Consider the following 14,022-nt stretch of genomic DNA (forward strand, 5'->3'; position numbering starts at 1 on the left):
GGCCTCCCGGTCCGGATCGCTTTTGTGTCCAAACAGCGCCGATCTTTGTCCATGGACCGCCGTACCGCCAGAGGCGATCGTGGCCGGGCGGGGTACGAGTGAGGGCGGCCGCGGTGCCGGTGCGGACGCCCGGTCTCGGGCCGGGTGGGTGGAAGAGGGCGGGGCGTTGGCTGGGTTCGCGGTCGGTGACGGGGATTTTCTGCTGGACGGGCGGCCGGTGCGGCTGTTGTCGGGGGCCCTGCACTACTTCCGGGTGCACGAGGGGCAGTGGGGGCACCGGCTGGCGATGCTGCGGGCGATGGGGCTCAACTGCGTGGAGACGTACGTCCCGTGGAATCTGCACGAGCGGGCTCCGGGCGCGTTCGCCGACGTCGATGTCGTGGGCCGGTTCCTGGACGCGGTCGCGGCGGCCGGGATGTGGGCGATCGTGCGGCCGGGCCCGTACATCTGCGCCGAGTGGGAGAACGGGGGCCTGCCGCATTGGGTGACGGGTCCGCTGGGGAGGCGGGTGCGGACGGACGACGCGGAGTTCATGGGGCAGGTGGAGCGCTGGTTCCGGCGGCTGCTTGCGCAGGTCGTGGCGCGCCAGATCGACCGGGGCGGCCCGGTGGTCCTGGTGCAGGCGGAGAACGAGTACGGGAGTTACGGCTCGGACCGGGCGTATCTGCGGCGGGTGGTGGATCTGCTGCACGCCTGCGGGGTGACGGTGCCGCTGTTCACGTCGGACGGGCCGGAGGACCACATGCTCACGGGGGGCTCGGTGCCGGGGGTGCTCGCGACGGCCAACTTCGGGTCGGACGCGCGGGAGGCCTTCGCGGTGCTGCGGCGTCATCGGCCGTCGGGTCCGCTGATGTGCATGGAGTTCTGGTGCGGCTGGTTCGAGCACTGGGGTGCGGAGCGTGCGGTGCGGGAGCCCGGGGACGCGGCGGACGCGCTGCGGGAGGTCCTGGAGTGCGGGGCGTCGGTCAACATCTACATGGCGCACGGGGGTTCGAACTTCGGGGGCTGGGCGGGCGCGAACCGCTCGGGCGAGCTGCACGACGGGGCGCTGCGCGGGACGGTGACGTCGTACGACTACGACGCGCCGGTGGACGAGGCAGGGCTGCCGACGGAGAAGTTCAGGCGCTTCCGCGAAGTGCTGGCGCGGTACGCGGAGGGTCCGCTGCCTGAGGTGCCGGCGCCGCCGGTGCGGATCGGGGGCTCGGTGACCGCGGTGGTGGACGGGTGGGTTCCGCTGGCGGAGGTGCTGGAGGTCCTCGGGGACGAGGAGGTCACCGCGCCGGTTCCGCCGACGTTCGAGGAACTGGGCGTGGACCGGGGTCTGGTGCGGTACCGGGTGGACGTGCCGGGGCCGCGGCGGCCGTACCCGCTGTCGGTGAGCGGGCTTCGGGATGTTGCGGTGGTGACGGTGGACGGGGTCCGGGCGGGGGTGCTCGCGGCGGAGGAGGCGGTGCTGACGGAGCCGGTCGCAGGACCCGCCGCGGTGGAGCTGTGGGTGGAGTCGCTGGGCCGGGTCAACTACGGGCCGCGGCTGGCGGAGCCGAAGGGCATCACCGGTGGGGTGCGGCACGAGCGGCAGTATCTGCACGGGTTCCGGGCGCGGGGGCTGCGGCTGGACGCGGTCGGCGAGGGCGGCGGGAAGGTCGCGTTCCGCGCTGTGGAGCCTCGGACGGCGGACGCACCGGCGGAGGGCGGGGGCGAGGACGGGGCGGGCTCCGGAGCTGCGCGGGGCGAAGTCACCGGTGCGGTGGGGTCCCTGGGCGGGCCGGGCCTCGGGAGTGCCGGCCGTGGTGTGCCCGGGCTGTACCGGGCCGTCGCGGAGATCGCCGCTCCGGGGGACGCGGCGCTGGAACTGCCGGGCTGGACACGGGGATTCGTGTGGGTGAACGGTTTCTGCCTGGGCCGGTACTGGTCGGCGGGGCCGCAGGAGTCGCTGTTCGTCCCGGGTCCGGTGCTGCGCGCGGGAACCAACGAGGTGTGGGTGCTGGAGCTGGAACGCGGCGGGGAGGACCTACGCCTGGGGTGACGGCCTCCCCACCGCGCTCAGGGTTTCAGTGCGCGGCCGGCGCGGCGCGAGGGGCGCGCGGCGGGGTTACAGCGTCGCCGCGGCGGACTTGATCGCGGAGGCGAAGGTGGACACCTCGGTGTAGACACCGGGGTAGTCGGGCCGGGCGCAGCCCTGGCCCCAGCTGACGATGCCGACCTGGATCCAGGCGCCGGCGTTGTCGCGGCGGAACATGGGGCCGCCGGAGTCGCCCTGGCAGGTGTCGACGCCGCCCTGGGGGAAGCCCGCGCAGATCTCCTCGCCCGCGATCAGGCTCGGGTAGGACTGGCGGCAGGAGGCGTCGGAGACGAAGGGGACCTGTGCCTTGAGCAGGTAGCGCTGCTGGGCGCCGCCCTCGCGGGCCGCCCCCCAGCCGGCGACGGTGAAGGTCCCGTTGTTGTACGCGGTCGTCTCGGCGATCTTCAGCGTCGGCAGGTTGATCGGCTGGGCGAGCTTGATCAGCGCCCAGTCCTTGCCGTCGCCGTTGTAGCCGGGGGCCCTGAGGACCTTGGTCGACCGGACCTTGATGGCGCTGGAGCTCCGGAGGTCCACGACACCGGCGGTGGCGGTGATGCTGGTGTTGTTGCCGGAGGCGCCGACGCAGTGGGCGGCGGTGAGGACGATCTGCTGGGTGAGCAGGGAGCCGCCACAGCCCATGGAGAGCCGGACCATGAAGGGGAACTCTCCCTGTGCGGCGCGGGTTCCGCCGACGACGGGCGGGGCGGCGGCGGACGCGGAGCTGGGCTGGAGGCTGACGGCCGCGAGGACGACGGCACCGACGACCGCGCATCTCTTGAGGGCGCGAACGAACTTGTTCAAGGTCTGCCTTCTTTCGTGGGGGGTTGACGCGTGCGCGCGAGCGGGCCCGTGCCATGGGTAGTGACATGGGCCCGTCAAGGCGTGTTCGGATTATGGGGAGCGTCACATCAGCCCCACAAGGAGCACATTTCGGCCAGACATGACCCCTCGACAGCACCGCGGGCAACCGTCGAGGTGCCGTCGCGCGCCGTAGAGTTGGGAGGGTCCGGCCGTCCTCCCGGCCGGTGGTGAACCGGCCGCGGACAGCACCCACAGGGGGTTCGGGCGTGGCGAACGGCAGCGAGGTCGTGCACGGCTTCCCGCACCTCGACACGGTGCGGGCGGCGATCACGGCGCTGCACAAGCGGCTCTCGTACGACGGTGTGCGCGCCTACGACAGCAGCGTCGCCCCGGCCGACGTCGCCTTCGCCGACGGCGACGACCTCCATCTCGGGGCGCAGCGCGTTGCCCGCGCGCTGGTCCGTCAGCTGCGGCTGCCGGAGGCCCGGATGATCGTGAGCTTCCGGGAGATGCACCACGCCGCGAGCGTGGAACTCACGGCGGGCCCCGAGTACTTCATCGAGCTCAACGACCGGTTCCGCCGCCATCGCCGCGACATCGGGGCCGCCCTCGCGCACGAGATCACGCACGTGCTGCTGCACCGGCTCGGGCTGGAGTTCCAAGGGACCCGGGACAACGAGATCCTCACGGACACGGTGACGACCTATCTCGGCGCGGGCTGGCTGCTGCTCGACGCCTACCGCGAGGACGAGGTTTCCAGCCAGAAACTGGGCTATCTGACCCCCGAGGAATTCGGTTACGTGCTGGCCAAACGCGCACTGGTCTTCGACGAGGACCCGTCGGTCTGGTTCACCAGCCCGCAGGGCTACACCGCTTACACCAAGGGTCGGGAGCAGGCGCTGCGCGACGGCCGGCAGCCCCCTCTCTCGGCGGCCGGGTGGAACGGGCGGCGCCGCTACGCCAAGGACCGGCGGCACGCCGTGGAGAATCCGGGCCCGGGCCGGCCCGGACACGGCTCGCCGTACGCCTTCGAGCACGCGCCGGGCGGCGGGCTGCGGGTGTCGTTCCCCTGCCCCACGTGCCACCAGCGGATCCGGGTGCCGGTACGGGGCCGGGTGCGGGCGCGGTGCGGGCTGTGCCGGACGGTTCTCGAATGCGACACCTGAGGGAGCTTCCGTAGGGTTTTGGTATGAGCACCGAGGAGACCGAGGACACCGGCAGACCGGTCCTGGATCCGGCCGAAGAGCTCTTCGAGGGGCTGTACGGCGGCGATGACGACGCGGTGGTGCGGGCGCTGCGGGCCGGGGTGCCGCCCGAGGCCGCCGACCAGGACAGGCAGACGGCGCTGTACGTGGCCACGGCCCAGGACCGGCCGGTCATGGTGCGCCTGCTGCTGGCCGCGGGCGCGGACCCGGACCGGGCGAGCGGTGCCGACGGGGCGGAGCTGCCGCTGTGCGGGGCCGCCGTGTGGGGCCGCACGGAGGTGATGCGGGCGCTGCTGGCGGCGGGAGCCCGTCCCGATCTCGAGGAGGACGCCGGCGTCCGCGCCCTGACCTGGGCCTGCCGCCAGGGCCGTGCGGAGGCCGTGGAACTGCTGCTGGCGAACGGGGCGGATCCGGACCGGCCGGGTCCGGGCGAGGAGCCCCCGCTGGTCACGGCCGCCCGGCGCGGCTCGCCGTCGAGCGTCCGGGCTCTGCTGCGGCACGGCGCGGCGGCGAAGGAGGACGCGCTCACGGAGGCGCGTCGCTGGCTCGGCGTCGACGTGGAGGAGGACTTGCGCGGCACCCTGGCCGAGCGGCACCGCGAGGAGCACGGGAGCGACTGCGCGGCGTACGTGGAGATCGTGTCGCGGCGTGTGGAGGAGGACGGCGGGGTCACCGTGGTCGTCGAGCTGCACCACGACGGCGGCGGGATCACCGGCGCCGAGCAGCAGACCGGGCACGCGGCCGTGGCGACGCTCCTCGAGGAGGACCTGGGACTGCGCACCCCCGCCGACACCCTGGCCGAGCGCGCCCTGCGCCGCGGGGACCCGGACCAGGAGGACTGGACCGAGGCCGTGGAGGTCCTCCGGCGCCGCGGCGACGAGGACACCTTCCGTGCGGCGGCCGCGTGGTGCGGGACGGAGGACCCGCTGCGGCAGATGTTCGCGGCCGATGTGCTGGCGGGCCTCTCGAACGGCGGGATGCCGGCCAGGGCGGTGCCGCTGCTGCGCGAGCTGTCGCGGGAGGCCCGCGATCCCGAGGTGATCCGGGCGGCGGTGGCTGCGCTCGGACAGCAGGCCGACCCGGCCGGGGTGACGGAGATCCTCCGGCACGCCGGGCACCCGGATCCCGAGGTGCGCTTCGGCGTGGCCGTGGCGCTGCACGGGCTGCTGCCGGCGGGCCGCGCGGACGGTGTGGAGGCGGTCATCGCGCTCACCCGGGACCCGGACGACGGGGTCAGGGACTGGGCGACGACGGTCCTGGCCGATGTGGAGGAGGACACCTCCGCGATCCGGGACGCCCTCGCCGACCGCCTCGACGACGCCGTTCCCGACATCGAGGCGGAGGCCGCCCGCGGACTGGCGATGCGTCAGGACGCGCGGGCCGTCGAGGCGTTGGCCCGCATCCTGGAGAACGAGGACCCGGATGGGTACGCCTACTCCACGGCGGAGCAGGCCGTGGAGTACGTGGCGGACGAGCGGGTGCGCCGGCGCCTGGAGGCGACGGTACCGAGATCGCGGTGACGGGCGCCCGAGCGGGCCACGCGCCGGCTGCCCGCACGGCCCGCGCACGACCGTGCCGCCGGGCGGAAGGGGAAGGCCCGGCGGCACGGTCGCACGAGGAACGGGTCCTCGTGTGTGGGGGGTGGCGGCTCAGCAGCCGTGGTCGACGAGGTCGAAGGACTCGTAGTGGTCGGCGGTGTAGTAGTCCTCCCGGTCGGTGTCGCCGGTGACGATGCGCCGGGCGCCGCGGTCGGGGGAGCCCGGCGTCTCGACGGTGTACTCGTGGTAGTAGCCGCTCGGGTGGGACGGGAGGAGACCCTCCCTGTTCCGGAACACCGTCCCGTCCTGCGGGTACGGGAACGGGCCGCCGCTGTCGACGAGTTCGAGCGTGTCGTGCGCCTGGGAGGGCAGGGCGGAGTAGCAGATGTCGCCGACGGCGGCGGGCGCGGCGCTCGCCGGCGCCGCTGCCGTTCCGCCGGCGAACAGGGCGGCGATGAGGGCGGCAGCGCCGCCGAGCGTCGTGATCCGCGGGGGGATTCGCATGTCCCATGATGACGCGCGTAGAAATTGACATGTCAACGTCAACTCCCGGGTGTTCCCGGGTTGTTCACCTCCCTCACCGGATGGTCACGTCCCGGCATGGGGAACCGCCGCGCCGGCGTCACGGGCCACGGCGTCCGCGGGCGGCGGACCCCGTCGTGCGCGGTCGGACCGGAGACGCCCGCCTCCGCCGCCGCACGAGCCGCGGGACGGCCGGGACGCGTTCGACGAGAACCCGCCTGCCGTGGTCGGTCCGCCTGGCACTGCGGTCGGCGCTGTCCGGGACTGCGCCGCAGGGAGGTCTTCGTGCGGCACGTCCCGGACAGCTCCACCGCACCGGAGGTCTTCGCCGTGATCAAGCCCGGCCGGTTGTCGCCGACGCCGTGATCAAGTCTCCTGGCGCGCCCCGTACACCGGATGCGGCGGCACCCCTTCCGCCAGGAGCTTCAGGGCCGTGTCCCCCGCCTCCGCGGGGGTCCACCGGGTGCCGCGGTCGGCCGTGGGGCCCCGCCGCCAGCCCTCCATGACCGTGATGCGGCCCGCCTCCGCCTCGAAGACCCGGCCGGTCACGCCCGCCGATGCCGCCGAACCGAGCCACACCACCAGCGGCGACACGTTCTCCGGCGCCATCGCGTCGAAGGCTCCCGGATCCTTCGGCGCCGCCATCGTCCCGGCGAAGGTCCGCTCCGTCATGCGCGTCCGCGCGGCCGGGGCGACGGCGTTGACCTGGACACCGTAACGGGACAGTTCGGCCGCCGCGACGAGGGTCAGGCCCACGATGCCGGCCTTGGCCGCGCTGTAGCTGCCCTGGCCGACCGAGCCCAGCAGGCCGGCGCCACTGGAGGTGTTGACGACGCGTGCCACCGGCTCTCGCCCCGCCCGGGTTTCGGCCCGCCAGTGGGCCGCCGCGTGCTTCAGGGGCAGGAAGTGGCCTGTGAGATGGACCCGCACCACCGCGTCCCAGTCGTCCTCGTCGAGGTTGACCAGCATCCGGTCGCGCAGGAACCCCGCGTTGTTGACGAGCGTGTCGAGCCGCCCGAAGGAGCCGAGCGCGGTCGCCACCAGCGAGGCTGCGCCCTCGGCCGAGGCCACGTCGCCCGAGTGGGCCACCGCCTCGCCGCCGCGTGCGCGGATCTCCTCGACGACGCGGCCGGCCGGGCTGTCGCCGCCGGGCCTGCCGTCCGGCCCGACACCCAGGTCGTTGACGACGACCCGCGCGCCCTCCGCCGCGAACGCCAGCGCGTGAGCGCGCCCCAGCCCCCGTCCCGCACCCGTCACGGCCACGACCCGGTCGCGGCAGATCCCGGCAGCTGCGTCCATCTCAGCCCTCCTTGTCGTCGGTCGTCCTCGTGGTTGCGCCGGCCGGCGCACCGGCGGAGCCGCCCGCCGCGGCCCCGTTGACCGTCGCGGCCCCGAGGAACGCGGGGCGCTCCCCTCCCCCGTGGACCAGCAGCGACGCCCCGCTGATGTATGCGGCCCGGCCGGACGCGAGGAACACCGCCGCGTCGCCGATCTCGTCCGGTTCGGCCAGCCGGCCCAGGGGTACGGTGCGGCCCACCGCCGCGATCCCCTGCTCGTCGCCGTAGTGGAGATGGGACAGCTCCGTGCGGACCATGCCGGGCACGATCGTGTTCACCCGCACCTCCGGCGCCCACTCGACCGCCATGGAGCGGGCGAGGCTCTCCAGACCCGCCTTGGCCGCCCCGTAGACGGCGGTTCCCGGCGACGGCCGGGACGCGCTCACGCTGCCGACCATCACGACGCACCCGCGCGCGGCGCGCAGCAGGCCGTGGGCGGCGAGCGATGCCGTCAGCGGTGCCACCAGATTCAGCTCCAGCACCCGTGCGTGCCGGGCCGGGCCGCCGTCCCGCAGCAGCCGGTAGGGCGCCCCGCCCGCGTTGTTGACCAGGACGTCGAGCCGGCCGTGGCGGCGTGCGACCCCGGCGAAGAAGTCCTTGACGGCCGCCGGGGCGCGCAGGTCGACGGGCACGTACCGGGCGGCGCGCCCGTCCGAGACGACGGGCGAGTCCGGTGGCCTGCGGGCGCAGACGACCACCTCCGCCCCGGCCGCCAGGAACGCCCGGGCGATGCCCGCGCCGACACCGCGCGTCCCGCCGGTGACGACGGCGACCCTCCCGTCCAGTTCCATCGGCTGCTACCTTTCTGACGAGCAGTCACCTAACAAACGTTTGGTGGAAAGGTAGCTGATCCGCTGATGGGTGTCTCCACCGCGTGCCCGGAGAAGGGCGTTTGCGTCGTGACGGTCGACTTCCCGCCCGTCAACGCCCTTCCCGTCCAGGGCTGGTACGAGCTCGCCGACGCCGTCCGCCGCGCCGGCCGGGACCGGGAGATCCGCTGCGTCGTCCTGGCCGCCGGGGGCCGTGGCTTCAACGCCGGCGTCGACATCAAGGAGTTGCAGCGCGATCCCGGGCACGACGCCCTGATCGGCGCCAACCGGGGCTGTCACGAGGCCTTCGGCGCCGTCTACGAGTGCGAGGTCCCCGTCGTCGCCGCCGTGCACGGCTTCTGCCTGGGCGGCGGGATCGGGCTCGTCGGGAACGCGGACGCCGTCGTGGCCTCCGACGACGCCGTCTTCGGGCTGCCGGAGCTGGACCGTGGGGCGCTCGGGGCCGCCACGCACCTCGCCCGTCTCGTCCCCCAGCATCTGATGCGCACCCTGTACTACACCTCCCGGACGGTGACGGCCGCCGAACTGCACGCCCACGGCTCGGTCTGGAGGGTCGTCCCGCGCGACGCGCTCCGGACCGCCGCGCTGGAGCTGGCGCGCGAGATCGCCGCCAAGGACGGCGGCCTCATCCGGATGGCCAAGGCGGCCATCAACGGCATCGACCCCGTGGACGTCCACCGCAGCTACCGGTACGAGCAGGGCTTCACCTTCGAGGCGAACCTCGGCGGCATCGCCGGCCGCGTCCGGGACACCTTCGGCAAGGAGGCGTGAATCCATGGCGGACAAGACCATGACCGCGGACGACGTCGTGGGGCGGCTGCGCAGCGGCATGACCCTCGGCATCGGCGGCTGGGGCTCGCGCCGCAAGCCGATGGCCCTGGTCCGGGCGCTGCTGCGCTCCGGGGTCACCGATCTGACCGTCGTCTCCTACGGAGGCCCCGACGTGGGGATGCTGTGCGCGGCGGGCCGGGTCCGCAGGCTCGTCGCACCCTTCGCGACGCTCGACACGGTGCCGCTGGAGCCCCACTTCCGGGCGGCACGCGAAGCCGGGACGATCGCGATGACGGAGCTCGACGAGGCGATGTTCATGTGGGGGCTGCACGCCGCGGCCAACCGGCTCCCCTTCATGCCCGTGCGGGCCGGCCTCGGTTCGGACGTCATGAGGGTCAACCCCGGGCTGCGCACGGTCCGCTCCCCCTACGCCGACGGCGAGGAGTTCGTCGCGGTCCCCGCGCTGCGCCTGGACGCCGCGCTGGTCCACCTCAACCGCGCCGACCGCCTCGGCAACGGCCAGTACCTCGGCCCGGACCCCTACTTCGACGACCTCTTCTGCGAGGCTGCCGACGAGGCGTACCTGTCGTGCGAGCAGCTCGTGGAGACGGCCGAGCTGACGAAGGAGGCCGCGCCACAGACGCTGCTCGTCGGACGGCACAGCGTCACGGGCGTCGTCGAGGCCCCGAACGGGGCGCACTTCACCTCCTGCGCCCCCGACCGCGGCCGTGACGAGTCCTTCCAGAAGCTGTACGCGACCACCCCCTGGGCGGAGTTCGCCGAGCGTTTCCTGTCCGGTCCCGACGAGCACGCCTACCGGTCCGCCGTTCGGGCCTGGCACGAGGAGCAGCGGTGACCGACACAGCCGGCCGCGTTCGCGCGCCCTCCCGTTCCGAGTACTGCGTGATCGCCTGCGCCGAGGCATGGCGCGGGAACGGGGAGGTGCTGGCGAGCCCCATGGGGCTGATCCCCTCCCTCGGCGCGCGGCTCGCCAGGCACACCTTCTCCCCCGATCTCCTGCTCACCGACGGCGAGGCGCTGCTCGTCGGCCCCGGCGGCGAGGTGGAGGGCTGGCTTCCGTACCGCCGCCATCTCACGATGGTCACCGGCGGCAGGCGGCACGTCATGATGGGTGCGAGCCAGCTCGACCGGTACGGCAACCAGAACATCTCCTGCATCGGCGACTGGTCCCGGCCGGCGCGCCAGCTGCTCGGTGTGCGCGGGGCGCCGGTCAACACGCTCAACAACCCGGTCAGTTACTGGGTCCCCCGGCACTCCCCGAGGGTCTTCGTCGAGAAGGTCGACATGGTCAGCGGCGTCGGGTACGACCATGCGGCCGGGGCGCGCTTCCACCGCATCCCGCGGGTCGTCACGAACCTGGGCGTCTTCGACTTCGAGACGCCCGACCGGTCGATGCGGCTCGCCGCCCTCCACCCGGGCGTCACGGTGTCCGAGGTCCGGGAGGCGACCGGTTTCCCGCTCCACGTCGCCGACGGCGGCCGCGTCCCGTACACCCGCGAGCCGACCGCCGGGGAACTGCGGCTCATCCGTGCCGTTCTCGACCCGGACGGCCGGCGCGACCGCGAGATCGGGGCCCCGGCCCGATGAGGACGGCACTCACCGAGCTCACCGGAGTGCGTCATCCCATCGTCCAGACCGGCATGGGCTGGGTGGCGGGGCCCCGGCTGGTGTCGGCGGCCGCGAACGCCGGAGCCCTGGGCATCCTGGCCTCCGCGACGATGACGCCGGCCGGGCTGCGGCAGGCGGTACGCGAGGTGAAGGCCCGCACGGACGCGCCGTTCGGGGTCAATCTGCGGGCCGACGCGGGCGACGCCCGGGAGCGGGTGCGGATCATCGTGGAGGAGGGCGTGCGGGTGGCCTCCTTCGCGCTGGCCCCGTCCCGGGAGCTGATCGCCGGGCTCAAGCAGGCGGGGGTGGTCGTGATCCCGTCGGTCGGCGCTCGGCGCCACGCGGAGAAGGTCGCGGCCTGGGGCGCGGACGCCGTGATCGTGCAGGGCGGCGAGGGCGGCGGGCACACGGGGGACGTGGCGACGACCGTGCTGCTGCCGCAGGTGGTGGACGCCGTCGAGATCCCGGTCGTCGCCGCGGGCGGCTTCCACGACGGTCGGGGTCTGGTGGCGGCGCTCGCGTACGGGGCGGCGGGCATCGCCATGGGCACCCGCTTCCTGCTCACGTCCGACTCGACCGTGCCGGACGCGGTGAAGGCCCGCTATCTGTCGGCGACCGTCAAGGACGTCACCGTGACCACCGCCGTCGACGGACTGCCCCACCGCATGCTCCGCTCCGACCTCGTCGAGGCGCTGGAAGGTTCAGGCCGCGCCCGCGCCCTGCTGCACGCGCTGCGCAGGGCGGCGGGCTTCAGAAGGCTCTCCGGGCTGTCCTGGTCGGCCATGGTCCGCGACGGGCTCGCCCTGCGGCACGGCAAGGATCTCTCCTGGAGCCAGGTGCTGCTCGCCGCCAACACCCCCATGCTGCTGCGGGCCGCGATGGTCGAGGGCCGCACCGACCTCGGCGTGATGGCCTCGGGCCAGGTCGCAGGCGTGATCGAGGACCTGCCGAGCTGCGGGGAACTGGTCGGCCGGGTGATGGCTGAGGCCGAGCGGGTACTGCGGGGGCTGCCGGACCCGGACTGAACCACGAGGCGGCCCCACCCGGCGGTCACCGGGCGAGGGCCGGCCCCGCGCGCGGGGCCGGTCGGCGGACGGCGCGCGCGGGCCCCGGCCGGGGCCGGGGCCGGTCAATGCGAACCCCTGGCAGGGCCGGCCAACGGCCCGCAGCCCCGCGCGCCCGACTACCGGGCAGTGGTCCGGCGGCCCCTGGTCGCGCCCTGCGCAGTGCCCGTGCCCGCCGCACGTCCCCGTGCGTGTCCGGCGCCGTCGCGGGTGCGCCCGCCCTTGGCACGTCCGCCGTCGGCGCGTCCGGCGGCCCCGTCCTGGACCGCACGCCCGCCCTTGCCGCGTCCGGCGGCCCCGTCCTTGACGGTACGACCGCCCTTGGCGGGTCCGGCGTCGGTACGTCCGCTGGTCTTGCGGCCACCGTCGGCGCGGCCGCCTGCCGTGCGGCCGCCCTCCGCCCTGCCGCCGTCCTTGCGGCCGGCCTCCGTACGACCGCCGGAGTCGCCGCGGCCGCCCTGCGGGCGTCGGCGCCCCCGCCTCGACGTCGCGGCGGGCGGCTGAGGAGCACGCGGCTCCTCGATGACCACGGCCACACCCGACGGTTCCCTGGCCCCGGTCACCCGGGCCAGCTCGTCGTCGCCGGACCTGACGGCGGCCGTGCGAGGGCTGATCCCCGCATCCGACATCAGCCGGGTCATCTCGCGCTTCTGGTCGGGCAGGACGAGGGTCACGACACTGCCCGACTCGCCCGCCCGCGCGGTCCGGCCGCCCCGGTGCAGATAGTCCTTGTGGTCCGTCGGCGGATCGACGTTGACGACGAGATCAAGGTCGTCGACGTGGATGCCCCGAGCCGCGACGTTGGTGGCCACCAGCGCGCTCACCCGGCCGTTCTTGAACTGGTCCAGGGTGCGGTTGCGCTGCGGCTGGGTCCGGCCGCCGTGCAGGCCGGCCGCCCGTACCCCGCTGGCCAGCAGCCGCTTCACCAGGCGGTCCACGGATCGCTTGGTGTCGAGGAACAGGATGACGCGGCCGTCACGGGCCGCTATGCGCACGGTGACGGCCTTCTTGTCCGTCTCGTCGGCGACGTAGAGGACGTGGTGTTCCATCGTGGTCACGGCGCCGGCGGACGGGTCGACCGAGTGCACGACGGGATCGTTCAGGAATCCCCGCACGAGCAGGTCGATGTTCCGGTCCAGGGTGGCCGAGAACAGCATGCGCTGCCCACCCGGCTCCACCTGCTTCAACAGGGCGGTGACCTGCGGGAGGAATCCCATGTCGGCCATCTGGTCGGCCTCGTCCAGCACCGTCACCGCCACCTCGCCGAGTCGGCAGTCGCCGCGCTCGATGAGGTCCTTCAGGCGCCCCGGGGTCGCCACCAGCACCTCGGCGCCGCGTCGCAGCGCGGTGGCCTGCTTGGTGATCGACAGTCCTCCCACGACGGTCGCCAGTCGCAGGTTCACGGCGGTCGCGTACGGGGCGAGCGCGTCGGTCACCTGCTGTGCGAGCTCCCGCGTGGGAACGAGCACCAGGCCGAGGGGCGCCCCCGGCTCCGCCCGGCGTCCCGCGGTGCGGGCGAGCAGCGCCAGCCCGAAGGCGAGGGTCTTGCCGGATCCGGTACGCCCGCGCCCGAGGAGGTCACGACCGGCGAGCGAGTTCGGCAGCGTCGCGGCCTGGATCGGGAACGGCGCCGTCACGCCCTGCGCGGCGAGCGTCTTCAGCAGCGCCTCCGGCAGGTCCTCCAGCTCTTCGAATGCCCGGACGGCGGGCAGGGCGGGGACACGGGGCTCCGGAACGGTGAATTCCTGCGGTGGCGCGGCGCGGCGCACACCGGCGGCCCCCTTGAGGGCCCGCTTCGCGGGGCGCTCGGCCGGCCGCCGGCGGGCGGGACGTGCGGAACGAGTCATACGGTTTGCCTTCCTGGTGCTGAGCACAGCACAGGCCGGGACCCGCACCGCGTGGGTGCGGGCCCCGGCCGCGTGGTACGCGTCCCGAGGGTCAGGCGGGGACGATGTTCTCCGCCTGCGGGCCCTTCGGGCCCTGCGTGACGTCGAAGGAGACCTTCTGGCCCTCCTGGAGCTCACGGAAGCCCTGGGTGGCGATGTTCGAGTAGTGGGCGAAGACGTCGGCGCCGCCGCCGTCCTGCGCGATGAAGCCGAAGCCCTTTTCCGAGTTGAACCACTTCACGGTGCCGGTGGCCATGTCATTCTCCCGATAGGTAAGGGGCCCCATCCGGAGATGCCGGAAAAACAATAAAGCGCCTGCGGATCATTCCCGTCAGGCGCGCATAAAGTTCATGGGTACCAAACTGCAACCGCTACAA

13 protein-coding genes are annotated in these 14,022 nt (G+C 73.9%); 7 read left to right on the plus strand and 6 right to left on the minus strand.

Annotated features, from left to right (window positions below):
• The first annotated feature begins 166 nt into the window (after positions 1-166).
• Positions 167-2,026, plus strand: a complete 1,860-nt coding sequence (locus BLT82_RS08240; protein WP_093653198.1) for a glycoside hydrolase family 35 protein — start codon at positions 167-169, stop codon at positions 2,024-2,026.
• Positions 2,027-2,092: 66 nt separating this feature from the next.
• On the opposite strand, the gene BLT82_RS08245 is transcribed toward BLT82_RS08240, so the two are convergent.
• Complete coding sequence (locus BLT82_RS08245) at positions 2,093-2,863, minus strand: S1 family peptidase (protein WP_093653199.1); 771 nt, start codon at positions 2,861-2,863, stop codon at positions 2,093-2,095.
• Between the two features lie 266 nt (positions 2,864-3,129).
• On the opposite strand from BLT82_RS08245, the gene BLT82_RS08250 reads away from it, so the two are divergent.
• Together BLT82_RS08250 and BLT82_RS08255 are read left to right on the plus strand one after the other, a co-directional pair.
• Complete coding sequence (locus BLT82_RS08250; protein WP_093653200.1) at positions 3,130-4,029, plus strand: hypothetical protein; 900 nt, start codon at positions 3,130-3,132, stop codon at positions 4,027-4,029.
• A 23-nt stretch (positions 4,030-4,052) separates the two neighbouring features.
• Positions 4,053-5,588 (plus strand): HEAT repeat domain-containing protein, encoded by a 1,536-nt coding sequence (locus tag BLT82_RS08255; RefSeq protein WP_093653201.1) that lies wholly within the window; start codon positions 4,053-4,055, stop codon positions 5,586-5,588.
• Positions 5,589-5,717: 129 nt separating this feature from the next.
• On the opposite strand, the gene BLT82_RS08260 is transcribed toward BLT82_RS08255, so the two are convergent.
• The 3 genes from BLT82_RS08260 to BLT82_RS08270 all read right to left on the minus strand — a co-directional run bounded on the left by BLT82_RS08260 (position 5,718) and on the right by BLT82_RS08270 (position 8,256).
• Positions 5,718-6,110 carry a guanyl-specific ribonuclease gene (locus BLT82_RS08260; protein ID WP_093653202.1) on the minus strand — a complete coding sequence of 131 codons (393 nt, stop codon included), beginning with the start codon at positions 6,108-6,110 and terminating at the stop codon, positions 5,718-5,720.
• 384 nt (positions 6,111-6,494) lie between these two features.
• A complete protein-coding gene (locus BLT82_RS08265) occupies positions 6,495-7,427 on the minus strand; it encodes an SDR family oxidoreductase (RefSeq protein WP_093653203.1) in 933 nt (310 codons plus the stop codon).
• A 1-nt stretch (position 7,428) separates the two neighbouring features.
• A complete protein-coding gene (locus BLT82_RS08270) occupies positions 7,429-8,256 on the minus strand; it encodes an SDR family oxidoreductase (protein ID WP_244291883.1) in 828 nt (275 codons plus the stop codon).
• A gap of 66 nt (positions 8,257-8,322) precedes the next feature.
• Here BLT82_RS08270 and BLT82_RS08275 point away from each other — a divergent pair, with 66 nt between their 5' ends.
• The 4 genes from BLT82_RS08275 to BLT82_RS08290 are packed head-to-tail and all read left to right on the plus strand — an operon-like array spanning position 8,323 to position 11,720.
• Positions 8,323-9,066 carry an enoyl-CoA hydratase family protein gene (locus tag BLT82_RS08275; RefSeq protein WP_093653204.1) on the plus strand — a complete coding sequence of 248 codons (744 nt, stop codon included), beginning with the start codon at positions 8,323-8,325 and terminating at the stop codon, positions 9,064-9,066.
• Positions 9,067-9,070: 4 nt separating this feature from the next.
• Complete coding sequence (locus tag BLT82_RS08280) at positions 9,071-9,922, plus strand: CoA transferase subunit A (protein WP_093653205.1); 852 nt, start codon at positions 9,071-9,073, stop codon at positions 9,920-9,922.
• Positions 9,919-10,674, plus strand: coding sequence for a CoA-transferase subunit beta (locus tag BLT82_RS08285; protein ID WP_093653206.1), 756 nt, complete (start codon positions 9,919-9,921; stop codon positions 10,672-10,674). The genes BLT82_RS08280 and BLT82_RS08285 overlap by 4 nt, the downstream gene beginning before the upstream one ends.
• Entirely contained in the window at positions 10,671-11,720 is a 1,050-nt protein-coding gene (locus tag BLT82_RS08290; protein WP_093653207.1) for an NAD(P)H-dependent flavin oxidoreductase, read from the plus strand. Before BLT82_RS08285 ends, BLT82_RS08290 begins: the two co-directional genes overlap by 4 nt.
• 158 nt (positions 11,721-11,878) lie before the next feature.
• Here BLT82_RS08290 and BLT82_RS08295 read toward each other — a convergent pair whose 3' ends face one another.
• Together BLT82_RS08295 and BLT82_RS08300 are read right to left on the minus strand one after the other, a co-directional pair.
• Entirely contained in the window at positions 11,879-13,606 is a 1,728-nt protein-coding gene (locus BLT82_RS08295; RefSeq protein WP_093653208.1) for a DEAD/DEAH box helicase, read from the minus strand.
• 91 nt (positions 13,607-13,697) lie between these two features.
• Complete coding sequence (locus tag BLT82_RS08300; protein WP_093653209.1) at positions 13,698-13,901, minus strand: cold-shock protein; 204 nt, start codon at positions 13,899-13,901, stop codon at positions 13,698-13,700.
• Positions 13,902-14,022: the final 121 nt, after the last annotated feature.

This window comes from Streptomyces wuyuanensis, from assembly GCF_900103455.1.
GTDB lineage: Bacteria > Actinomycetota > Actinomycetes > Streptomycetales > Streptomycetaceae > Streptomyces > Streptomyces wuyuanensis.

Bases quoted from the DNA above. Each gene is read 5' to 3' on its own strand.
- BLT82_RS08300 (WP_093653209.1), bottom strand. From the start codon at position 13,901: ATGGCCACCGGCACCGTGAAGTGGTTCAACTCGGAAAAGGGCTTCGGC.
- BLT82_RS08290 (WP_093653207.1), top strand. From the start codon at position 10,671: ATGAGGACGGCACTCACCGAGCTCACCGGAGTGCGTCATCCCATCGTC.
- BLT82_RS08295 (WP_093653208.1), bottom strand. From the start codon at position 13,606: ATGACTCGTTCCGCACGTCCCGCCCGCCGGCGGCCGGCCGAGCGCCCC.
- BLT82_RS08270 (WP_244291883.1), bottom strand. From the start codon at position 8,256: ATGGAACTGGACGGGAGGGTCGCCGTCGTCACCGGCGGGACGCGCGGT.
- BLT82_RS08265 (WP_093653203.1), bottom strand. From the start codon at position 7,427: ATGGACGCAGCTGCCGGGATCTGCCGCGACCGGGTCGTGGCCGTGACG.
- BLT82_RS08260 (WP_093653202.1), bottom strand. From the start codon at position 6,110: ATGCGAATCCCCCCGCGGATCACGACGCTCGGCGGCGCTGCCGCCCTC.
- BLT82_RS08255 (WP_093653201.1), top strand. From the start codon at position 4,053: ATGAGCACCGAGGAGACCGAGGACACCGGCAGACCGGTCCTGGATCCG.
- BLT82_RS08275 (WP_093653204.1), top strand. From the start codon at position 8,323: ATGGGTGTCTCCACCGCGTGCCCGGAGAAGGGCGTTTGCGTCGTGACG.
- BLT82_RS08280 (WP_093653205.1), top strand. From the start codon at position 9,071: ATGGCGGACAAGACCATGACCGCGGACGACGTCGTGGGGCGGCTGCGC.